The organism is Brevundimonas sp. EU05-FHT14B07 (assembly GCF_058790795.1).
This window is the reverse complement of record NZ_JBYTCZ010000004.1, coordinates 327,046-348,745: the sequence shown is the minus strand read 5'-3', so window position 1 is coordinate 348,745 and position 21,700 is coordinate 327,046. Positions and strand designations below refer to the sequence as shown.

The window sequence follows — 21,700 nt, the reverse complement described above, 5'->3', positions numbered from 1 at the left end:
CTCCGAAGACGGCCCCCAAGACCGCAATGGTGCTGGCCGCCGGCCTGGGCACGCGCATGCGTCCCCTGACCGACGACCGACCCAAGGCCTTGGTCGGCGTCCAGGGCCGCGCTCTGATCGACCATGTGCTGGACCGTCTGGCGGACGCCGGCGTCGAAAAGGCCGTGGTCAATGTCCACTGGTTCGCCGATCGACTGGAAGCGCATCTGGCGGCGCGCGGACGCGGGCCGCAGATCGTCATTTCCGACGAACGCGCCGAACTGCTGGAGACTGGCGGCGGGCTGAAGAAGGCCCACGCCCTGCTAGGCGACGATCCCGTGTTCGTCGCCAATATCGACAGCGTCTGGATCGATCGCGGCGATGCGCTCGCCGATCTGATCCGCCTATGGAACCCCGAGACGATGGACGCCGCCCTGCTGCTGGCCCGCCGCGAAGGCTCCATCGGCTTTGAGGGCGACGGCGATTTCTTCCTGGCCGACGACGGGACGCTGACCTTCCGTGGCGAGGCCCCGTCCGCGCCGTTCGCCTATATGGGCGTCCACATCACCCGCCCCGGCTATACCGATCACGGCCCCGACGGCCCCTTCTCCCTCAGCCCCCTTTGGCGCAAGTCCGCCGCCGAGGGACGTCTGTTCGGCTGCGTTCTGGACGGCGCCTGGATGCACGTCGGCGACCTGCAGGCGCGGGACGAAGCCGAGACGAAGCTGGCGGGAGACGCGTGAGCGGCTTCGATCCCTTCCTGGGCGACACGCCGCGCTGGTACGCCATCCCCGCGTACCGGCCGTTCCTTGAGGATCTGGCCGCCGGCGTCCTGGCCTGGCTGGGCGATCTGCCGCCCGAAACCCTGTCGGACGCCACCATCCTGTTGCCCAACCGCCGGGCCGCGCGCGCCTTCACCGGCGCCCTGTCCAAGCTGTCGCATGGTCGCCCCATCCTGCTGCCCCAGGTGCGGCCGCTGGGCGATCTGGAGGAGGACGAGCCGCCCTTTACACCCGGCGCCCTGGGCCTGGACCTGCCGCCCCCCATCCCCGCCCTGACCCGCCGTTTCGAGATGGCGCGGATGATCGTCGAACGGTTCGATGCGTCCTTGAGCCCGATGCGCGCGCTGGATCTGGCCGATGCGCTGGGCGGCTTCCTCGATTCCTGCCAACTGGAAGAGATTCAGAACCCCGAGCGGATCACGACCCTGGTCGACGGCGAAATGGCCGAACACTGGGAACGGTCAGCTGAGTTTCTGGGTCTGGCGGTCGAGGCCTGGCCGAAGCGTTTGGCCGAACTGGGTCTGGTCGATCCGGCCTGGCGTCGCGCGACCCTGCTGCGCCGCCTCGCCGAGCTGTGGGACCGCGAGCCGCCGCGCCAGCCCGTCATCGCCGCCGGTTCGACCGGCACCGTCCCCGCCGCCGGCGACGTGCTGAAGGCCGTGGCGCGGGCGCCGCTGGGCTGTGTCGTCCTGCCTGGTCTCGACCTGGATCTGGACGCCGGCGTCTGGGATCGGTTGGACGAACAACATCCGCAAAGCGCGATGAAGCGGCTGCTGGACCGCTGCGAGATCGCTCGCGAGGGTGTCCGCCCCTGGTTCCGTCCTGCCGTTTCCGCAGCCGCCGGGGCGCGCGGACTGGCCCGCCAGCGGCTGGTCAACGAGGCCCTGCGCCCCGCCGAGGCCACCGATGACTGGCGGCGCGCGATCCGCGACATCCGCTCGGCCGCCGCTGCGCGCAGCGAGGCGCGGGACCCGATCGCCGAGGGTCTGCGGGGTCTGTCGCTGCTGAGCGTGCGCGCCGAGGAAGAGGCCGCCGCCGCCATCGCTCTGATGATGCGTGAGACGTTGGAAACGCCGGGCAAGACCTGCGCCCTGGTCACGCCGGATCAGGCCCTGGGTCGCCGCGTCACAGCCCGGTTGGAACGCTGGGGCGTCATCCCCGATTCGTCCGCCGGCGACCCGCTGTCGCGCCTGCCCGCCGGCGTCCTGGTCGATCTGTGCGCGCGCTGGATCGCCGATCCGGTCCAGCCCCATCTGCTGCTCGCCGTCGTCAAACATCCGCTGGTCCGGTTCGATCTGGGCGACGCTCCTCAGGCCGCCGCCGTCGCCGCGCTGGAGGAACACGCCCTGCGCGGCCCCCGCCCGCGCGACTTCGCCGCCATCCATCGCCGTCTGCTGGAAGCGGTCCAGCCCGACCGGCGCGGCAAGGCGCCGCCGGAATGGAAACAGGCCCGGCTGTCGGCCGCGACCCGCCTGGTCGATCAACTTCAGGCCGCCATCGAGGCCGCGACCGCCGTCTTCGCGCCCGACGCGGGCCAAAAGCTCAGCGCCGACCTCAATCTCGCCGCCTCGGCGCTGACCCGGCTGATTGAAACTCTGGCCGGCCAGAACGCCTGGGCTGGCCCCGACGGCGAGGCCGCCGCCGCCCTGTTGTCCGGCCTGATCGAGGGCGGGGCGTCGCTCGGCCGCATCCGCCGAGTCGAACTGGCCGAATTGGTCACGTCCCTGGTGAAGGAAAACGTCGTGCGGACCGGCGGGGCGACCCATCCGTCGCTGCGCATTCTCGGCGCCATCGAGGCGCGGCTGGTGCGCGCCGACCGCATGATCCTGGCCGGGCTGGAGGAAGGCGTCTGGCCCCAGGCGGCCCCGACCGATCCCTTCCTGTCGCGCCCGATGCGCAAGGCCCTGGGCCTGCCGCCGCCCGAACGTCGCCTGGGCCAGACGGCGCAGGATTTCGTCCAGGCCGCCTGCGCCGACGAGGTCATCCTGATCCACAGCGAGCGGCGCGCCGGCCAGCCCGCCGTCCGCTCGCGCTGGCTGTGGCGGCTGGAGATGCTGACGCGCGGGGCCGGCGTGACGTTGCCGCTTCCCACGACCGTGGTGGACTGGGCCGGCGCCCTGGACGCGCCCCCGCCCGGCCCGCCCAGGTTCGCCAAACGGCCGGACCCGCGCCCGCCGGTGCATCGCCGTCCGCGCAGCCTGTATGTCACCCGCATCGAGCGCTGGGTGCGCGACCCTTACGCCATCTACGCCCTGTGGGTGCTAGGGCTGGAGGCGATGGAGCGGCCCGGCGCATCCGCCGAAGCGCTGGCGCGGGGCAACGCCGTCCACGCCGCCATCGAGCGGCTGACGCTGGACTGGCCGAACGACCTGCCCGACGACTGCGAGGCCATCCTGCACGACCATCTGCTGCGCGAACTGGGCGCGCGCGGGTTCGAGGATGCCGCCATGGCCCGCGAGGCGCCGCTGGCCCGCAACTGCGCCCGCTGGCTGACCGAGTTCGAGCGCCGGCGTCGGGCGCGAGGCGTCGATATCCTGGTGGAGCAGCAGGGGACGATGACCTTCGACGCCCCGGCCGGTCCCTTCACCGTCAAGGCCTTCGCCGACCGGATCGAGCTGGCATCCGACGGGGCGGCGGTCATGGACTTCAAGACCGGGGCGGCACCGTCCGCCAAACAGGTCAAGTCCGGCTTCGCGCCTCAGCTGACCCTGACCGCCGCCATCCTGGCCGACGGCGGGTTCAAGGACACCAACGGCCCGGTCACGCCCGACGAACTGACCTATGTCCGCGTGGTCGGGCGAAAGACGGCGGGCGAAGTCGTCACTCGCGCTTCGGGCTCTGAGGCCGCCGATTTAGCGCAGGCTGCGCTGGACGGGCTGAAGCGCCGCGTCGCCCGGTTCGACGACGAGAACACGCCTTACGTCTCTTGGGCCGCGCCTCAGTTCATGGGCAACCAGGGCGGCAACTATGATCATCTGGCCCGCGTCTGGGAATGGTCTGTGATCGGCGATGGGGACGAAGAATGAGCATCGCCCCTCAGATCGTCGCCGCCGACCCGCGCCTGACCGTCTTCGTCACCGCCAACGCCGGTTCGGGCAAGACCACCACCCTGGTCAACCGGGTGGCGCGGCTGCTGCTGGATCAGGTCGATCCCGGCGCCATCCTATGCGTCACCTACACCAAGGCCGCCGCCGCCGAGATGCAGGCCCGGCTGTTCGACCAGTTGGGCGGCTGGGCCGTGCTGGACGACGCCGCACTGTCGCGCGAACTGGCCCGGCTGGACGACGGCGACCCGCAGGCGCTGGATCACGCCGCGCTTTCCCGCGCGCGCAAGCTGTTCGCCCGCGCGCTGGAGACGCCGGGCGGCCTGAAGATCCAGACCATCCACGCCTTCTGCGAAAAACTCCTGCGGCGGTTCCCGCTGGAGGCTGGGGTTTCGCCCCGCTTCACTGTGCTGGAAGACCAGGCCGCGACCGCCCTCAGCCATGCCGCGCGCGAAGACCTGGCCCGCGCCGCCGTCGCCGACCCAGACGGCCCTATCGGCCAGGCCTACAGCCATTTCGCGGTCGAACTGGACTGGCAGCGGTTCCAGGCCCTGCTGTCGATGATCGAGGCCAGGCGCGCCGACCTGCTGGACTATGTGGACCGCGCCGAGGCCGGGACCGCGCCCGATCCCTGGTCCCTGACAGGCGCCGAGCGCGATCGCAACCCGGAGGACCTGGAGCGCGATTTCGTCGCCTTCATCGATCCCGGCGAATGGAACCGCATGGCCGAGGCCATGGAAACCGGCTCGGCCAATGACAAGAAGATCGCCGACGCCATGAGCGTCGCCGCCCCTCCCTATGCCGGGTTCGCGGCCCTGGCCGGGGTCTTCTGCACCCAGGCGGGCGAACCGCGAAAGAGCATGGGCACGAAGTCGGCGCCCCAGGGGGCGGTCGGCTGGCTGCTGGACCTTCAGACCAAATTCCTCGCCACGCGAGAGGCTCTGCGCAAGGCCAAGGTCGCCGACGATACGGTCAAGGTCCTGACCCTGGCCCGCGCGCACGCCGCCTTCTACGAAGCCGCCAAGGCCGAGCGCGGTGCGTTGGATTTTCCCGACCTGGTCGCGCGCGCCGCCGCCCTGCTGACCGAGAGCGGGGCCGCCGCCTGGGTGCTGTACAAGCTGGATGGCGGGGTCGATCACGTCCTGATCGACGAGGCCCAGGACACCGCCCCCGAACAATGGGCCATCGTCCGCGCCCTGACCGGAGAGTTCTACTCCGGCGAAAAATCCGGCCGCACCGTCTTCGCCGTCGGCGACGAGAAACAGTCGATCTATTCCTTCCAGGGCGCCCGGCCCGAACGGCTGCGTCAGGAACGCGGCGCCTTCCTGGCTCTGGCCGAGGGCGCCGGCGAACCCTTCGCCGGGCCCGAGCTGAACACCTCCTATCGCTCGACCGAAGAGGTGCTGGCCTTCGTCGACGCCGTCTTCGCCGATCCCGACCGCACCCGCGCCCTGACCGGCCCGCAAGGCGACATCGCCCGCCATATCCCGGCCCGCATCGGCCAGCACGGCGCCATCGACCTGTGGCCCCTGTTCCTCGACGAGCCCGCGCCCGAAACCGACGCCTGGGACGATCCGGTCGATCAGGAAAGCGCCGGCAGCGCCAGGAAACGCCTCGCCCGCGACCTGGCCCGCGAGATCCGCCGCCAGGTCGAAAGCGGCGTCGCCGTCTTCGATCGCAGCACCCGCGACCTGCGCCCGGCCGGCTACGGCGACTACATCGTCCTGGTCCGACGTCGCGACGCCACCTTCGAGGAGATCATCCGGGCGCTGAAGACCGAAGGCGTACCCGTCGCCGGGGCCGACCGGCTGAAACTGTCCAGCCATATCGTCTTCGACGACCTGATCTCGCTGGCGCGTTTCGCCCTCTTCCCCGACGACGACCTGTCCCTGGCCGAGGTGTTGCGCAGCCCGCTGTGCGATGTGGACGAGGACGGCCTCTACGCGCTGGCCGGGCGCGAGAACCGCAAGGCCGGCCAACTGTGGCGCGACCTGCGCGACCGGGCGCACGAACGCCCCGAATGGGCCCGCGCCCGCGATGCGTTGCAGTCCACCATAAATGCACGCGGTGGCGACCCCTTCGCCTTCTTTTCCCAGGCCCTGAACCGGGTGGACGACACGGGACAGTCCGGCCGCGCCCGCATCCTGGCCCGGCTGGGGCGCGAGGCGGAAGAAGCCATCGACGAGACCCTGAATCAGGTGCTGGCGGCCGAGAACCGGGGCGCGATCGATCTGGAGACCTGCCTGGCCCAGTTGGAGGCCGCCGACGTCGAGGTGAAGCGCGAACTGGAGGGCGCGCGCGGCGAGGTCCGCGTCATGACCGTCCACGGCGCCAAGGGTCTGGAGGCGCCCATTGTCATCCTGTCCGACACCACCATGAAGGCGAAGGCGCAAGGTCCGTCCCTGATGCCCGCGGTCACGCCGGAGGGCGAAGGCGAGGCCTGGCTGATGGCGCCCGGCTCGGCGAAGGACGACTGCCCGGCCTCGGCCGACGCCCGCGCCGCGCGCCAGGCCCGCACCGACGACGAAACCCTGCGCCTGCTCTATGTCGCCCTGACCCGCGCGCGGGACCGCGTCATCGTCATGGGCCGCGCCTCCAGCCGGGGCGCCGAGGCCGGCAGCTGGTGGTCGATCCTCTCGGAAACCTTCGACCGCTTGGGCGATCAGGTGCGCGAGATCGACAAAGGCGTGCGTCGCTATGGCGTCGATCCCGAGCGTCGCCCGGTCGCCGCCGATGAAGTGCGGTCCGCCGCCATCCTGCCCGCCTGGGCCGCCTCGCCGCCCCCGGCCGACGCTGCCGCCCGCTTCGCCGCGCCATCGCGGATGGAAGGTTCGATCCGCATTCCCGCCCCCTCGCCCCTGGCCAAGACCGAGGCGGGCGTTGTGTCGCTGGGCCGGTTCCGGCGCGGCGACCTGATCCACCGGCTGCTGGAACGCCTGCCCGAGATCGCGCCCTCCGACCGCCCCGACGCCGCCCGGCGCCTTCTGGCGCGCGAGACCGATCTGGACGAGGCCCAGCGCGCCGAGATGATCGCCGCCGCCTTCTCTGTTCTGAACGACGCTCGCTTCGCCCCGGTCTTCGGTCCCGGCTCCCGCGCCGAGGTCGCCCTGACGGGGTCCGCCCCCGACCTGCCGCCCGGCGTCGCCATCAACGGCCGCATCGATCGGCTGGTGGTCACGCCCGAGAAGGTCCTGGTCGTCGATTACAAGACCAACCGCCCTGCGCCAGACGCCGTCGAGGCGGTCGATACCACCTATGTGCTGCAGGCCGCCGTCTATGTCGCCGTGCTGAAGCGCCTCTATCCCGAACGCCCGGTCGAGGCCGCCCTGGTCTGGACCGACGGCCCCAAGCTGATGCCCATTCCGGAAACCCTGCTGGCGGCGGCGCTCGCGGGCAGTTGAATTGCCCGCGATTCGCTCCCACATCTGCGACCGAAACCGGACGCTCCGGCCAACATCAACACGCGCTCATGCAGCGAGGCGTCGCGCGCCGAGCGATAGCGCCCAAGGAGCCATTTATGGCGACAGTTAAAGTCACCGACGAAAGCTTCGACGCCGACGTCCTGAAATCCTCGACTCCTGTCCTGGTCGACTTCTGGGCCGAATGGTGCGGCCCCTGCAAACAGATCGGCCCGGCGCTGGAACAGATCGCAGACGAATTGGGCGGTCAGGTCACCGTGGCCAAGATCAACATCGACGACAGCCCCATGACCCCGTCCAAGCTGGGCGTGAAGGGCATTCCGACCCTGATGCTGTTCAAGGACGGCCAGATGGCTTCGATGAAGGTCGGCGCCATGCCCAAGGGCAAGATCGTCGAATGGCTGGCCGAGGCCGGCGTCAAGGCCTGAGCCTTTTCGGCCCTGTCAGATCAAGCGCCCGCCGGTCCGACCGGCGGGCGTTTTTCATGCTAGGATGGCGCCATGAGCGACGAAGACACCCCGAACCCGGCTGACGACATTCCCGGCGAGACCCCGGTCCAGAAGGCCCTGCGACTGAAGAACGCCCGGCTGGATGCGCGCGCCAAGCCGCCGCGCGGCGGTCGATTCCAGCGCGAACAGGCCGCCCGCATCGCCGCCGGCAAGTCCAAGCCCTGGATGACGCGCTAGACCGAACTCTGGGTTTGGTCGGACGCAGTCCATCCGAATCCAGAGTTCGGTCCAGCATGACTCTGGAGCCTGATTCACGGCATCGATGAAATCGCGAAGCGATTCCATCTCAACCGATCAGGCTCTAGACCGGCCAGGTTTCCTCGCTGGCGCCCAGGACCTCGCCGGCCAGATACAGCGATCCGCAGATGGCGACCCGGCCCGCGCCCAGGCGTAGCGCCAAGTCCAGCGCCTCGCCGACCGAACCTGCAGGCGTCGCCGCCAGCCCATGTCCGCGCGCCACGGCCGCCAGGGCCGTCGGCTCGGCTGCAGCCCCGTCGAAGCCGACGGTGAAGACGGTGGCCTGGCTCTCCTTCAGCGCAGCGAAGAAGCCGCCCGCATCCTTGTTGTTCAACATGCCGCAGATCAGGGCCAGGGGACGCGGCGCCCGCGCCTGACGCTCGGCCAGGAACGCCGCCAGCGCCCGCGCCGCATGGGGATTATGCCCCCCGTCCAGCCACAGCTCCGCCTCCGCCGCCTTGGCCGCAGCGCCGTATGGCCCCGCCGAAATCCTTTGCAGCCGAGCGGGCCAGCGCACACGCTTCAGCCCCTCGGCGATCGCAGCCTCGGGCAGGTCCAGTTCGACCGCCGCCGCCACGGCCAGGGCCGCATTGTCGATCTGATGCGCGCCTGCCAGAGCCGGCGCCGGCAGGTCCATGAACAGTTCGGCCGTCTGGAACGCCAGACCGCCCCGCTCGGCCCAGGCGTCGAAGTCGACTCCCAGCACGGTCAGCCGCGCATGGACGTCGGCGGCGCGCCGTTCGATGGCGGCCATCGCCTCTTCCTTCTGGCGCGCGATCACGGCAGGCGCTCCGGCCTTCAGCACGCCCGCCTTTTCCGAGGCGATGGCGGCCAGATCCGTGCCAAGGAACTCCGCATGGTCGTAGTCGACCGGGGCGATGACGCTGAGCAGCGGCCGATCGATCACATTTGTCGCGTCCAGCACCCCGCCCAGACCCACTTCGATGATGGCCAGGTCGGCGGGCGTCTCGGACATGGCCAGGAAGGCGGCGGCGGTGGTGCTTTCGAACACCGTGGCCTCGCTGTCCGTCTCGGCCATGACCGCCTCGATCCGGTCCAGGATCGCGTTCAGATGGTCGTCGTCGATCAGCGTTCCCGCCAGGCGGATCCGCTCGTTGAACCGCACCAGATGGGGCGAGGTGTAGGCGTGCACCTTCAGCCCCGCCGCCTCGGCGATGGCGCGGATCAAGGCCACGGTCGACCCCTTGCCGTTGGTCCCCGCCACATGGATCACCGGCGGAAGCTTGTGCTGCGGATCGCCAAGGGCCGCGCACAGCACGCGCATTCTTTCCAACGAAAGGTCGATCCGCTGGGGGTGGCGCGCGCGTAGTCGTTCGGAGACGGGATCCATCCGCCTCCTTTACCCCCTGATTTCGAGAACCGCGACATGACTTCCAGGCCGCAGATCAGAACCGCGGCGCGCATTGTCCTCGCGGCCGTCTTCCTGGGAGCAGGGGTGCTGCATCTGATGGTCCCCGTCCCCTTCGTGCGGATCACGCCGGCGTGGGTTCCGCAGCCGGCCCTGGTCGTGGCCCTGACGGGAATCGCCGAACTGCTGGGCGCGGCGGGTTTGCTGATCCCGCGCCTGCGGGTCGCCGCCGGCTGGGCGCTGGCCGCCTACGCCGTCTGCGTCTACCCGGCCAACATCCAGCATGCCGTGAATTTTATGACGTCGGGCGCAGGGTTAGGCTGGGCCTATCACGGCCCGCGCCTGCTGTTTCAGCCGGTCATCGTCTGGTGGTGCCTGTGGGCCTCGACCGCGATCGACTGGCCCTTTAGACGGTCTCAGGCGGCGGCGCGGGCGCCGTCCATCAGCATGGACAGGATTTGACCCAGGGTGCACGGCAGGTCGGCGCGGGTCACGACCCGGTCCACCATGCCCTTCTCCTGCAGGTATTCGGCGCGCTGGAAGCCGGGCGGCAGTTTCTCGCGGATGGTCGCCTCGATCACGCGCGGTCCGGCGAAGCCGATCAGGGCCCCCGGCTCGGCCAGATGCACATCGCCCAGCATGGCGTAGGAGGCCGTCACCCCGCCCGTCGTCGGGTCCGTTAGGACCACGGCGTAAGGCAGTCTGGCGTCCTTCAGCTCTTCGATCGCCAGGGTGGTGCGCGCCATCTGCATCAGCGACAGGGCGCCCTCCTGCATCCGCGCGCCGCCGGCGGCGGTGAAACAGACCAGCGGAACCTTGCGGCTCACCGCCTCGCGCGCCGCCTTGATGAAGGCTTCGCCCGCCGCCATGCCCAGCGACCCGCCCATGAAGGTGAAGTCCTGTACGATCACGACCGCGTTCTGACCGCCGACCGAACCATAGCCGATGGCCATGGTGTCCTTGCGGCCCGCGGCCTTGCGCGCGGCGTTCAGGCGATCCTTGTAGGATTTGCCGTCCGAGAATTTCAGCGGATCTTCCGGCACGTCCGGCGTGTCAATGGACTGGAAGACGCCGCCGTCGAAGGTGGCCTTCAGACGCGTCGGCGCATCGATGCGCATATGCCGACCCGACGGGGTCACCCAAAGGGCGGCCTCCAGATCCGAGCGATACAGCATCTCGCCGCTGTCGGGATCCTTGACCCAGAGATTGTCCGGGGTGTCGCGGCGCGACACGATCTTGCGGACGCCGGGCGCAAAGCGGCTCAGCCAGCCGCCGCGCTTTTCCTGAGGCTTGGTCTTGTCGTTCATCCGCGCGCTCTTAGACGGTTTCCGCCACGGAAGCACTAGCGGCGACGGATCGAACCGCATCGCCCAGCGCCTTCACCCGGGCCAGAACGCGCGCCGCGACGGGTTCGTTCTCCTCCAGCGCCGCCGCCACCTCGTCCACCAGGGCCGAGCCCACGACCACCGCATCGGCGACGCGCGCGATCTCGGCGGCCCGTTCCGGCGTCTTGACCCCGAAGCCGACCGCGACCGGCAGGCCCGAGGCCTTGCGCACCCGCTCTACGGCCGGCGCCACCACATCCGCGTTCGCTTCCTTGACGCCCGTCACGCCCGCGACGGCGACATAATAGACGAAGCCCGAAGTGCCTTGGACAACGATCTTCAGCCGGTCGTCGTCAGAGGTCGGCGTCGCCAGGCGGATCAGCGAGATCGAAACCTTGTCCAGCGCCTCGATCAGCGGCCCGGCCTCTTCCGGCGGGCAGTCCACGACGATCAGCCCGTCGATGCCGCAGTCGGCGGCATAGGCGGCGAAGGCGTCATAGCCCAGGCTCTCGATCGGGTTCAGATAACCCATCAGCACGATGGGCGTCGCGTCGTCGCCCTTACGGAATTCCTTGGCCAGATCCATAGTCGAGCGCAGGCCGAAACCCGCCGCCATGCCCCGGATCGCCGCCCGCTGGATCGGCGGCCCCTCGGCCATCGGATCGCTGAACGGAAAGCCCAGTTCGATGATGTCCGCGCCCGCCGCCGGCAGGCCGTTCAGGATCGCCAACGCCTCTTCGCGCGACGGATCGCCGCCCATCACATAGGGAATGAAGGCCGCACGGCCCTCGGCCTTCAGCGCCTTGAAGCGCGCGTCGATACGGGCGGTGGTCATCAGCCCGCCTCCTTGCAGTTTTGCGACTCCACGGCCATGCCGATGAACACGTCTTCGTTGGGCGCTGGAGGATCGGCGCGAGCGGGATCCCAGAAGGCTATTAGTGTCAGCCGCTGCGCACACCGTTCGGGCGTAGCCGGGCGGGTCAGGAAAAGCGCGCTCGCCGCCCCGCCCGCATCCTGCCAGCCTTGTCGTTGAGCCTGTCGACTATAGGCGAACACCATATCGTTCGCACGACGCATGGGCACAGCGATACAGGTCAGAGCAGGGCCTTCCCGATCCGCTGGCAACACCTCGGCGCATTCGGGCGCAAGACGAGCACCTCGCATCAAGGGCAGGTCAGCCTGCCCAGGCAACAGAACTTCTGACCCGGCGAATATAAAAGCAGCCATGGCTAGCGCGATCATTGCGGCACGGTTCCGTCGGCTGGGGCCGCGGCCGCAGAAGCTGCGCACACGTCGCCCGGAATGGTGGCGAAGCCCAGATAGCCGGGCAGTTCGGCGACGGCGGTCTTGGTGGTGTCGTAGAAGGCGACCATCTGCATGCCGTCGCAGCCGCCGGCCTCGCGGCGCTTGATGAAGACGACGCGGTTGTCGTCGCCGCCGGCGGCCAGCCAGTTCTTGGTTTCGAGATCGGCAATATAGGCGTCGGCCAGAGCGCCGATCTGGCCCAGCTGCGCGGTCACACAATAGGCCCGCCCCGTCAGATTGTTCAGCCCTCCGCAATCGGGCGACAGCTCCGCGCCGGGCAGCAGGCCGACGTCGGCCGGACCGCCTTGCGGCGCGACGGGGGCCGGCGTCGGGGTAGGCGTCTGGGCCTGCGCAGCGGCGGCGGACAGGCTCAGGACGGCGGTCGCCGCAAGAAGGGTACGGATCACAGGTTCACTCCCAGATGTTTGGCGACCTGGAAGATGTCCTTGTCGCCGCGCCCCGACATCAGCAGGACGACGTCGCCGCCCTTGCCGACTTCGCGCGCCACTTCGCCCGTCCGCGCCAGGGCGTGGGCCGGCTCCAGCGCCGGAATGATACCTTCCAGCTTCGAGCACAGCTGAAACGCTTCCAGCGCCTCATTGTCTGTCGCCGAGCGGTATTCGGCCCGGCCGATGTCGTGCAGCCAGGCGTGTTCCGGGCCGATACCCGGATAATCCAGACCCGCCGAGATCGAGTGCCCCTCGACGATGTTGCCGTCTTCGTCCTGCAGCAGGTACGTCCGGTTGCCGTGCAGCACGCCCGACCGCCCGCCCTTCAGCGAGGCTGCGTGATCCGGCGTATCCAGCCCATGGCCGGCCGCCTCGACGCCGATCAGGCGCACGCCCTCGTCCTCGATGAAGGGGTGGAAGGCGCCGATGGCGTTCGAGCCGCCGCCGATGCAGGCGACCACCGCTTCGGGCAGCTTGCCAATCCGGGCCATCGACTGGCTCTTGATCTCCTTGCCGATCACCGACTGGAAATCGCGCACCATGGCCGGATAGGGGTGCGGACCCGCCGCCGTGCCGATGATGTAATAGGTGTCCGAGACGTTGGTGACCCAGTCGCGCATCGCCTCATTCATCGCGTCCTTCAGGGTCGCGGCGCCGGCCGTAACCGAGAAGACTTCCGACCCCAGCAGACGCATGCGGAACACGTTCGGCTGCTGCCGCTCCACGTCCACCGCGCCCATATAGACCGTGCAGGGCAGGCCAAAGCGCGCCGACACGGTCGCCGAGGCGACACCGTGCTGACCCGCGCCGGTCTCGGCGATGATGCGGGTCTTGCCCATGCGACGGGCCAGCAGGATCTGGCCCATGCAGTTGTTGATCTTGTGCGCGCCCGTATGGTTCAGGTCCTCGCGCTTCAGCCAGATGTTGGCGCCGCCGAAATGTTCGGTCAGGCGCTCGGCGAAATACAGCGGGCTTTCGCGACCGACATAGTGGGTCAGAAAGCTGTCCAGCTCGGCCTGGAAGCTGGGGTCCGCCTTGGCCGCCTTATAGGCCGCGTCCAGCTCGTGGATCAGCGGCATCAAGGTCTCGGCCACAAACTGACCGCCATACGGACCGAAGCGACCCTGCGCATCCGGCCAGGCGTAGGCGTTCGACAGCGGTTGGGCGGAATCGGCGGCTTGGATGGGGGCCACGATGGGAGTTTGGGCGTTCACGGTTTCGACTTTCACGCGGAGAGGCGTCGCAATTACGACCGGCGCGCGTTTTGGATGAAGGTCGCGATCCGGTCGGCGTCCTTAACACCCGGCGCGCTTTCGACGCCAGAGGACACATCGACCATGGGCGCGCCCGTAATCCTCAGCGCCTCGGCCACATTGTCCGGGTTCAGACCGCCCGCCAGGAACCACGGATGGCGAAAGGCGCGACCAGCCAGCAGGGTCCAGTCGAAGCTGTGTCCCACCCCGCCGGGCAGCGCCGACCCCTCCGGCGGCTTGGCGTCGAACATAAGATGATCGACCTCATTACTCCAGACATCGGCGGCGGCGAAGTCGTCTGCCTGCCGGATGGGCAGGGCCTTGATCACCCCAGCGCCGGTCAAGGCCCGCACGCGCTCGGCCCGTCCCGGCGCCTCAGACCCATGCAACTGGATGAAGTCGGGCCTCAGCGTCCGGGCGATCTGTTGCAGCAGGGCGTCGTCGGGATCGACCGTCACCGCCACGATCTTCGCCCGCCCCCGCGCCCGCTCGAACAGGGCGGTGGCGGCTTCGGGATCCAGATGGCGCGGGCTCTTGGGAAACACCACCGCCCCCACGAAGTCCGCCCCGCCCTCCAGTGCGACGCCCAGCGTGTCCAGTGTGGTCAGTCCGCAGATCTTGATCTTGGTGGTCATCCCTCGACCTGCGCGTCCGATCCCGCAGGCGTCAAGAGCTTCAACCCAGGCTCTCGGGCGTCGTGAAGATCGAGGCGACCTCATCCGCCGTCGCCAGCCGCCACTGACCGGGCGCCAGATCGGCGGGCAGAACCAGTCCGCCCAGCCGTTCGCGATGCAGGGTCTCGACGTGGTTGCCGGCGGCCGCGAACATCCGGCGCACCTGGTGATAGCGCCCCTCCGTCACCGTCAGCAGGGCCTCGGTCGGCGACACCACCTCCAGCACCGCCGGCGCAAGCGGTTTGTCCTCGCCCTCCAGGACCAGCTCGCCCGAGGCGAACAGCGCGCCCTCCGTGCCCGTCAGAGGCCGCGCCAGACCCGCCCGGTAAACCTTGGCCACATGGCGTTTGGGACTGATCACCCGGTGCAGAAGATCGCCGTCGTCGGTCAGCAGCAACAGGCCCGTCGTCTGCTTGTCCAGCCGTCCGATGGTCGAGATGGCGGGATCGCGCGCCCGCCACCGTCCCGGCAGGATGTCATAGACCAGCGCCCCCTCTTCCTTGTGTGAGCAGGTCATGCCCAGCGGCTTGTTCAGCAGGATCACCAGCCCCTGCACGGGGTCCAGCGGCTCGCCGTCGATCTCCATTCGCGTGGGCAGGTCCGGCGTCACCGCAATGCGTTTGGACACGTCCGTCAGGTCCGCCCCGTCCAGCACGATGCCGCCCGCCTTGGCCATCCGCGCCATTTCGGCGCGTGATCCATAGCCCATCGAGCCCAGCAGACGATCGACCCTCGACGTCGGGGTTTTCTTCATGCGCTACCGCCCTTCGGACTGCTTGAGCGCGGTCACTTCACCGCCTCGAACAGCTTGTAGCCGCCCGCCTCGGCGACCAGCCGCACCCGTTTGAACGCCGCGTTCAGCTCGGCCTCATAGGGCAGGTGCCGGTTGGCGACGACCCAGGCGACGCCGCCCTTCTTCAGAAGTTCCGCCGCCTTCCGGATAAAGGCCTGACCCAGCCGCCGGTCCTCGGCCCCGCCGTCGTGAAAGGGCGGATTGCTGACCACGAAATCCTTGTCGCCCTTGGCCTCCAGGGTGCGGGCGTCCAACCACCAGACCTTGGCGCGGTCGTCCTCGATATTGCGTCGTGCGGCCTGGATGGCGCGGCGGTCCAGGTCGACCATCTTCAGCTTGGTCACGGCAGGCGAGCGCAGCACCACGATCGACAGCGCGCCATAGCCGCAGCCCAGATCGACGCCCTCGCCCTTCATCGCCGGCAGATGTTCGGCCAGCAGCGCCGAACCCGGATCGATCCGGTCCCAGGCGAATACGCCGGGCTGCGACCAGGCCTCCAACCCCGGCACGATCTGCGGCCCACCCGCGGCGATGGCCTCGTCCAGCCCCTCGACAGTTTCGGGTCGAATGACGATGCAGCGGCGATGGTGCGCCTTGGCGGTCTCGGCGACCTCGAGCCCAAGCCCTTTGAGCTCCTTGCCCAGGCGCGATCCGCCCTTGTCCTTGGGCGCCATGACATCCAGCCGTCCGCCGACCTTTAGCGCCTTCAGCACCAGGGCCAGCACGTAGCGCCGCTCCAGCACGCCGGGCGGGGCGTAGATCATGACGCTGTCAGCCGAGCCGGGGTCCTGCGCCTCCAGCGCCGCCGAGTCCGGGATCAGGGGCGATGTCTGGGTCGCATCGCCGGGCGGATCGAAGACGACCGGCGGGCGGCCGTACAGAAGCGTGGTCATGGTCTCAGAACCCCGCCTGCAACAGCACCAGACCCACGACCCCGACCACGATACGCCACCAGGCGAAGACGCCGAAGCCGCGCTTGGACACGAAATCCAGCAGGAACCGCACCACGGCCAGGGCCGAGATGAAGGCCACGACGAAACCCACGACGATCAGGCCGATGTCGCTGAAATCCAGCGTCTTGTGGTTCTTCAGCAGGTCATAGGCCACCGCCGCCCCCATGGTGGGCAGGGCCAGAAAGAAGCTGAACTCAGCCGCCGACCGCTTGTCGGTCTTCAGCAGCAGCCCGCCGGCGATGGTGGCGCCGGACCGCGACACGCCGGGAATCATGGCCAGGCATTGGAACAGGCCGATCAGGAAATAGATCCGCATCGGATAGGCCTCGGCGTCCAGCCATTTGGGCTTCTTGTCCATCCGGTCCAGCAGCAGCAGGATCACCCCGCCGACGATCAGGGCGATGCACACCACCTGCGGCGTCTCGAACAGCACCGTCTTGATGAAGTCATAGGCCAGGAAACCGATCACGACAGCCGGCGCGAAGGCGACCAGCAGCCCGATCAGGAACCGGCGCGCCTCGGCGTCGAAGGGCCAGCGCGTCGCCAGGGTCCACAGCTTCTTGAAGTAAACGCTGACGATGGCCAGCAATGCGCCCAGCTGGATCACGATCTCGAAGGTCTTGCCCGCGCTCTCGAAGCCCATGAAATGGCCCAGCAGCAGCATATGGCCGGTGGACGAGACCGGAATGAACTCGGTCAGCCCCTCGACCAGACCCAGAATAATGGCGGCAAGCCAGTCCGACATGAGACCCTCGAAAACCAATGCGCCCGGAACGCGCCGCGCCCGGATGCCTTCCCCCTAGAGCATGATCGTTTCTGACGGAACGACCCGTTTGGGCCAGCGGTTGGCTTTCAGCCACGATTGCGCGAGAAGAAGCCGATAATGACGACGCCCGCCCCCGCCCCCGCCTCGCTTGACGACGCCCATCTGGCCACGCGCCGCATCACCCGCCTGTCTGTCGGGGTCGCGGTGGTGCTGATCGCGATGAAGGCGTTCGCGCTCGGCGCCTCAGGCTCGGTCTCCATCCTGGCGACCCTGGCGGATTCGGTGCTGGATCTGGCGGCGTCCCTGACCACCTTCTTCGCCGTGCGCTGGGCCGCCGCCCCGGCCGACGAAAACCACCGCTATGGCCACGGCAAGGGCGAGGCCCTGTCCGCCCTGGTCCAGGCCGGGCTGGTCTTCGCCTCGGCCCTGTTCATCGCCTGGGAGGGGGTGCAGCGCATCTTCGACCCCCGTCCCGTAACCGCCGGCGCGTGGGCAAGCGGGATCGTGGTCGCCACCATCGTCATCACGGCCTGGCTGGTGTGGATGCAGACGCAGACGCTGAAGAAGACCGGCTCCGTCGCCGTCGCCGGCGACCGCGCCCACTATGCGGCGGACCTCGCCGCCAACGTCGTGGTGCTGATCGGCGTGATTTCAGGCGCCTTCCTGGGCGCGCCGGGGCTGGATGCGGCGGCGGGCATCGTCTTCGCCGTCTGGCTGTTCTGGGGCGCGACCGGCATGTTGAAGGCCGCCGCTGATCACCTGCTGGACCGCGCCGTGCCCGAGGCCGACCGCGCCGCCATCATCAAGGCCGTCCTGGCCGACCCCCAGGTCTTCGGCGCGCATCAACTGCGCACCCGCATGTCCGGTCAGGTCATGATGATCCAGGTGCATGTCGACCTGGACGCGCATCAGACCCTGGACGCCGCCCACGCCATCGTCGTCGCCGCCGAGAAACGGGTGCTGGGTCAGTATCCCGCCGCCGACATCCTGATCCACGCCGACCCGCGCGGCCACGCCCGTCCGCAGCCCGCGATCCCGGCCGCCGCACCCGCCGAGCCGCAAGCCGCCCCCGCCCCGACCGGCCCCGCACCCAAGGGGCCGTGGTCCTGACCTTGCGCCCAATTTCAATGCAGTAAACGCGCATTAACGGGTCCGGGCGCATCACCCTTAGATGGCCGACCCTTGCGTTCTCTTCCACTTCGCCTTCCAGCCCGCCTCGCGCGCCGCGCGACTGGCGCTGGGCGAGGCGCGGATCGAATGGACCGACACCCCGGTCCGTCCGTGGGAGGACGATTGCCCGGTCAACGACTTCAATCCGTCCGGCCTGCCGCCGGTGATCCAGACGATGGATCGCGGCCGTCCGTTGGTGCTGTGCGAACTGCCCGCCATCCTGGGCTGGATCGAGGATCAGCAGAAGGGGCCGCTGCTGCTGCCCGCCGATCTCGCCGAACGGGCCGAGGCGCGCCGCCTGACCGGCTGGTTCGAGCGCCGCTTCATGGACGAGGTCGACGCCGTCCTGCTGCACGAGCGGATGGAGAAACCCCTGCTCAAGCTCGGCCCGCCCGAGGCGCGCGCCCTGCGCGACGGCCGCGACGCCCTGAAATCCCACCTCGCCATGCTGGAGGACCTGGTCGCCGCCCGCGACTGGCTGGCCGGCCGCCGCCTCAGCCAGGCCGACCTGATCGCCGCCGCCCACCTGTCGGTGCTGGACTATTTCGGCGAGATCCAGTGGAAGACCTGGCCCGGTCTGAAGACCTGGTACTCCAAGCTCAAATCCCGCCCCTGCTTCCGCCCCCTGCTCGCCGACCGCTTCGTCGGCGTGCCCCCGTCGGCTTGGTACGCGGATCTGGATTTCTAGGTGGCGAATTTACGTTTTTGACCACAGCTGAGGGCGGAAAGCGGATGTTGGCCTTGCAGACAGAAAGCCAGAAGACATCTTTGATGCTACGATAGGCCTATGGTTTTGAGACCGATTTTCCTCGTCGTCGCTGCACTTGCCTGTGTTTTGGGTTCTTGTCGCGAAGGTCCGGCTCAGATGGATTTCGGCTCCTTCAATTTTGAAGCTGCAAGAACGGCAGATGTTCTCGAACTTAGTGCGGGTGATCAAACCGCTGTCATTGAACTCTGCAACCTCAATCTCGATGAGGCCGCCTTAACCTACGGCTGTGAGCAGAAGGATCCCGCACTCGGCGACAGCGTGCGGGGTTTTCGAATTTTGATGATGGGGCGTATGCGATTTACTTCGCCTCCATTCGGAGAGCGACCTGAAGGCGTTTCTTCACCCCAAGCTGGGCCTTTGATCGCTTCTGAAGTCGATGAAATGCTGGATCCAAACGGCATTCCTCAGTCACCCAATTGGTATGCATTTTCTAGGCTGAAGGCCGGCGGTGGGGAAGATGATCCAATCTTAACAACCGACCGACAGTGGCCTCTCATTGTGTGCCAAGCTGGAGCTGCCTCCCGGATCTGTAGAATAGCGTTCCTTGTCGAGGGCGTCTTCGTAGAAGCGAGTTGGACGCATCACGGCACAGTCGATCAAGCTGAGTTGTGGCGAATTTCGTCTGGTATCGACACGAAACTTCGCACCTTCATTAAGCCCTCGGCTGACCATCTGAGCAAATAGGCGCTGAACGTCGCCTTCGGATTGAACGTCACCCTCGGCCACTTCGCGCCTCAAGACGCCCTAGCGTCCCCGTGCTATCCCCCGCCCCGTGTCAGACCGCCTGAAAACCTTCATCCGCCAGCGCGCGGCCGAGCTCGGCTTCGATGTCTGCCGCTTCGCCTCGGCGGCCGACGCCTGGCCGGCGGGCGAGCGGCTGCGGCGTTTCGTGGACGAGGGCCGGCATGGCGACATGGAATGGATGGAAACGACGCTGGATCGCCGCCAGCACCCCACCGCCATGTGGGACGAGGCGAAGACCGCCATCGTCCTGGGCATGAACTACGGCCCCGACGACAACCCGCTGGACGAGCTGGCCGACCGTTCGGCCGGATACATCTCGGTCTATGCGCGCGGCGACGACTATCACGAGGTCATCAAGGGCCGGCTGAAACAGCTGGCCGGCCAGATCGCGGCCCGCAACGGCGCCGACATCAAGGTCTTCGTCGACACCGCCCCCCTGATGGAAAAACCGCTGGCCCAGCGCGCCGGCCTGGGCTGGCAGGGCAAACACACCAATCTGCTCAGCCGCACCCACGGCAACTGGCTGTTCCTGGGGACCATACTGACCGCCGCCGAGATCGAACCGGACGCGGCCGAGACCGAACACTGCGGCTGTTGCACCGCCTGTCTGGACGCCTGCCCGACGAACGCCTTCCCCGCCCCGTTCCAGCTCGACGCCCGGCGTTGCCTCTCCTACCTGACCATCGAGTTCGCCGACCCCTGGCCTGTCGAGTTCCGCACCCTGACCGGCTCGCGCATCTATGGCTGCGACGACTGTCTGGCCGTCTGTCCCTGGAACAAGTTCGCCCAGGAAGCCCGCGAGATCCGGCTGGCGCCCCGCCCAGCCTTTGAAAGCCCGCGCCTGCATGACCTGCTGGCGCTGGACGACGCCGCCTTCCGCACCCTGTTCACCAAGAGCCCGGTCAAGCGGATCGGCCGCGACCGCTTCCTCAGGAACGTCCTCTACGCCGTCGGCAACTCGGGCGACGCGACCCTCATCGACCCGACGAAGGCTTTGCTGGCCGACCGCTCGCCCCTGGTGCGAAGCGCGGCTGTCTGGGCGTTGTCACAACTGACGCCGCCCGAAGCGTTCGCGGCCCTGGCCAAGGCGACGACCGAAACCGACCCCATGGTCCTGACGGAATGGCGGCGACCTTAGAGCTTCAGCCCGTGCTCAGCGGCCAGATCGACCAGCTTCACCATCGGGCGGGGGCCCCAGTGGGCGATGACTTCCGACGCCGCCAGCGAGCCCAGCTTGCCGGCCTCTTCCAGCGTCAGGCCGCGCGCGAGGCCCAGCAGGAAGCCGCCGGCGTACTGGTCGCCGGCGCCGGTGGTGTCGATCACCTTGGCGACCGGATAGGCGGCGACGACGACGCGCTCGTCGCCCTTGATCACCACCGAGCCGTGCTCTCCGCGCGTGACGGCGGCGATCTCGACGATGGCGGCCAGCTTCGCGGCGGCGACGTCGAAGTCTTCGGTTTCGAACAGGGCGCCCAGTTCGGCCTCGTTGGCCAGGACGATGTCGGCGGACTGGGTGATGAACTCCAGAAGTTCGGCGCGCCAGCGGGCGACGACGAAGGTGTCCGACAGGGTGATGGCCACCTTGCGGCCAGCCTTGTGCGCGGCGGCGGCGGCGCGTTCGAAGGCGGCGCGGGCGGGCGCTGGATCGAACAGATAGCCTTCCAGATAGACGATCTCGCTGGCGCCGATCAGGGCCTCGTCGATGTCGTCGGCATACAGCTGGTTTGCGGCGCCCAGGAAGGTCGCCATAGTCCGCGCGCCGTCCGACAGCACATTGATCAGGCAGCGGCCGGTGCCGAAGCCCTGATCCGCCCCGCCCGTCAGGACAGGCGTGTCGAAATGCACGCCGGCGGCGCGGATGTCGTGGGTGAAGACCTGTCCCAGCGTATCGTCGGCGACCTTGCCGATATAGGCCGCGCGGCCGCCGAACGAGCCGACGCCCGCCACGGTGTTGCCGGCCGAACCGCCCGAGGCCTCGACGCCGGGCGCCATGGCATCATACAGGGCGGCGCTGCGTTCGGCGTCCACCAGCTGCATCGAGTTGGGGGCCAGGTCCTGGGCCGTCAGGAAGGCGGCGTCGCAAGGGCTGAGGACGTCGACGATGGCGTTGCCGACGGCGCAGACGTCATATTGGGCGGTGTTCTGGGTCATGGTCGCGCC

The 21,700-nt window shown here is 68.6% G+C and carries 21 protein-coding genes; 10 read left to right on the top strand and 11 right to left on the bottom strand.

Annotated elements, in window-relative coordinates:
• The first annotated feature begins 26 nt into the window (after nt 1–26).
• From murU to AC3WRC_RS12140, 5 genes are all read left to right on the top strand, one after another.
• Nucleotides 27–722: an N-acetylmuramate alpha-1-phosphate uridylyltransferase MurU gene (gene murU / locus AC3WRC_RS12160; protein ID WP_492304046.1), complete on the top strand. Its 696-nt coding sequence runs from the start codon at nt 27–29 to the stop codon at nt 720–722.
• A complete protein-coding gene (gene addB / locus AC3WRC_RS12155) occupies nt 719–3,787 on the top strand; it encodes a double-strand break repair protein AddB (protein WP_492304023.1) in 3,069 nt (1,022 codons plus the stop codon). The genes murU and addB overlap by 4 nt, the downstream gene beginning before the upstream one ends.
• On the top strand, nt 3,784–7,206 hold the full coding sequence (addA, locus tag AC3WRC_RS12150; RefSeq protein WP_492304022.1) for a double-strand break repair helicase AddA: 3,423 nt from the start codon (nt 3,784–3,786) through the stop codon (nt 7,204–7,206). Before addB ends, addA begins: the two co-directional genes overlap by 4 nt.
• A gap of 116 nt (nt 7,207–7,322) precedes the next feature.
• Nucleotides 7,323–7,652 (top strand): thioredoxin, encoded by a 330-nt coding sequence (gene trxA / locus AC3WRC_RS12145; RefSeq protein WP_017506226.1) that lies wholly within the window; start codon nt 7,323–7,325, stop codon nt 7,650–7,652.
• A 72-nt stretch (nt 7,653–7,724) separates the two neighbouring features.
• Nucleotides 7,725–7,910, top strand: a complete 186-nt coding sequence (locus AC3WRC_RS12140) for a hypothetical protein (protein ID WP_066552684.1) — start codon at nt 7,725–7,727, stop codon at nt 7,908–7,910.
• A 124-nt stretch (nt 7,911–8,034) separates the two neighbouring features.
• Here AC3WRC_RS12140 and AC3WRC_RS12135 read toward each other — a convergent pair whose 3' ends face one another.
• Nucleotides 8,035–9,321, bottom strand: a complete 1,287-nt coding sequence (locus AC3WRC_RS12135; protein ID WP_492304021.1) for a bifunctional folylpolyglutamate synthase/dihydrofolate synthase — start codon at nt 9,319–9,321, stop codon at nt 8,035–8,037.
• Between the two features lie 36 nt (nt 9,322–9,357).
• On the opposite strand from AC3WRC_RS12135, the gene AC3WRC_RS12130 reads away from it, so the two are divergent.
• Nucleotides 9,358–9,801, top strand: coding sequence for a DoxX family protein (locus AC3WRC_RS12130; protein WP_492304020.1), 444 nt, complete (start codon nt 9,358–9,360; stop codon nt 9,799–9,801).
• Here AC3WRC_RS12130 and accD read toward each other — a convergent pair.
• From accD to AC3WRC_RS12085, 9 genes are all read right to left on the bottom strand, one after another.
• The gene (gene accD / locus AC3WRC_RS12125) at nt 9,756–10,646 is read right to left on the bottom strand and encodes an acetyl-CoA carboxylase, carboxyltransferase subunit beta (protein WP_492304019.1); all 891 of its coding nucleotides are present in this window, start codon (nt 10,644–10,646) and stop codon (nt 9,756–9,758) included. The two genes, AC3WRC_RS12130 and accD, sit on opposite strands and share 46 nt — an antisense overlap.
• A 10-nt stretch (nt 10,647–10,656) precedes the next feature.
• Nucleotides 10,657–11,499 carry a tryptophan synthase subunit alpha gene (trpA, locus tag AC3WRC_RS12120; RefSeq protein ID WP_492304018.1) on the bottom strand — a complete coding sequence of 281 codons (843 nt, stop codon included), beginning with the start codon at nt 11,497–11,499 and terminating at the stop codon, nt 10,657–10,659.
• A complete protein-coding gene (locus AC3WRC_RS12115; RefSeq protein ID WP_184280128.1) occupies nt 11,499–11,906 on the bottom strand; it encodes a hypothetical protein in 408 nt (135 codons plus the stop codon). The genes trpA and AC3WRC_RS12115 overlap by 1 nt, the downstream gene beginning before the upstream one ends.
• Nucleotides 11,903–12,376 (bottom strand): hypothetical protein, encoded by a 474-nt coding sequence (locus tag AC3WRC_RS12110; RefSeq protein ID WP_492304017.1) that lies wholly within the window; start codon nt 12,374–12,376, stop codon nt 11,903–11,905. Before AC3WRC_RS12110 ends, AC3WRC_RS12115 begins: the two co-directional genes overlap by 4 nt.
• A complete protein-coding gene (trpB, locus tag AC3WRC_RS12105) occupies nt 12,373–13,575 on the bottom strand; it encodes a tryptophan synthase subunit beta (protein ID WP_271043021.1) in 1,203 nt (400 codons plus the stop codon). Before trpB ends, AC3WRC_RS12110 begins: the two co-directional genes overlap by 4 nt.
• An 89-nt stretch (nt 13,576–13,664) precedes the next feature.
• Nucleotides 13,665–14,306 (bottom strand): phosphoribosylanthranilate isomerase, encoded by a 642-nt coding sequence (locus tag AC3WRC_RS12100; protein ID WP_492304016.1) that lies wholly within the window; start codon nt 14,304–14,306, stop codon nt 13,665–13,667.
• Nucleotides 14,307–14,346: 40 nt separating this feature from the next.
• Complete coding sequence (locus AC3WRC_RS12095; RefSeq protein WP_316409118.1) at nt 14,347–15,099, bottom strand: pseudouridine synthase; 753 nt, start codon at nt 15,097–15,099, stop codon at nt 14,347–14,349.
• Between the two features lie 32 nt (nt 15,100–15,131).
• Entirely contained in the window at nt 15,132–16,031 is a 900-nt protein-coding gene (locus tag AC3WRC_RS12090) for a class I SAM-dependent methyltransferase (RefSeq protein ID WP_492304015.1), read from the bottom strand.
• Between the two features lie 4 nt (nt 16,032–16,035).
• Nucleotides 16,036–16,836 carry an undecaprenyl-diphosphate phosphatase gene (locus AC3WRC_RS12085; protein WP_055754691.1) on the bottom strand — a complete coding sequence of 267 codons (801 nt, stop codon included), beginning with the start codon at nt 16,834–16,836 and terminating at the stop codon, nt 16,036–16,038.
• A gap of 138 nt (nt 16,837–16,974) precedes the next feature.
• Between AC3WRC_RS12085 and AC3WRC_RS12080 the strand changes: the two genes are divergently transcribed.
• From AC3WRC_RS12080 to queG, 4 genes are all read left to right on the top strand, one after another.
• The gene (locus AC3WRC_RS12080; protein ID WP_492304014.1) at nt 16,975–17,967 is read left to right on the top strand and encodes a cation diffusion facilitator family transporter; all 993 of its coding nucleotides are present in this window, start codon (nt 16,975–16,977) and stop codon (nt 17,965–17,967) included.
• 61 nt (nt 17,968–18,028) lie between these two features.
• A complete protein-coding gene (gene fzlA, locus AC3WRC_RS12075) occupies nt 18,029–18,715 on the top strand; it encodes an FtsZ-binding protein FzlA (RefSeq protein WP_055807760.1) in 687 nt (228 codons plus the stop codon).
• A gap of 177 nt (nt 18,716–18,892) precedes the next feature.
• Nucleotides 18,893–19,480 (top strand): hypothetical protein, encoded by a 588-nt coding sequence (locus AC3WRC_RS12070; RefSeq protein ID WP_492304013.1) that lies wholly within the window; start codon nt 18,893–18,895, stop codon nt 19,478–19,480.
• 88 nt (nt 19,481–19,568) lie between these two features.
• The gene (gene queG, locus AC3WRC_RS12065) at nt 19,569–20,678 is read left to right on the top strand and encodes a tRNA epoxyqueuosine(34) reductase QueG (RefSeq protein ID WP_492304012.1); all 1,110 of its coding nucleotides are present in this window, start codon (nt 19,569–19,571) and stop codon (nt 20,676–20,678) included.
• Here queG and AC3WRC_RS12060 read toward each other — a convergent pair.
• Complete coding sequence (locus tag AC3WRC_RS12060; protein ID WP_492304011.1) at nt 20,675–21,691, bottom strand: adenosine kinase; 1,017 nt, start codon at nt 21,689–21,691, stop codon at nt 20,675–20,677. The genes queG and AC3WRC_RS12060 overlap by 4 nt on opposite strands.
• Nucleotides 21,692–21,700 lie beyond the last annotated feature (9 nt).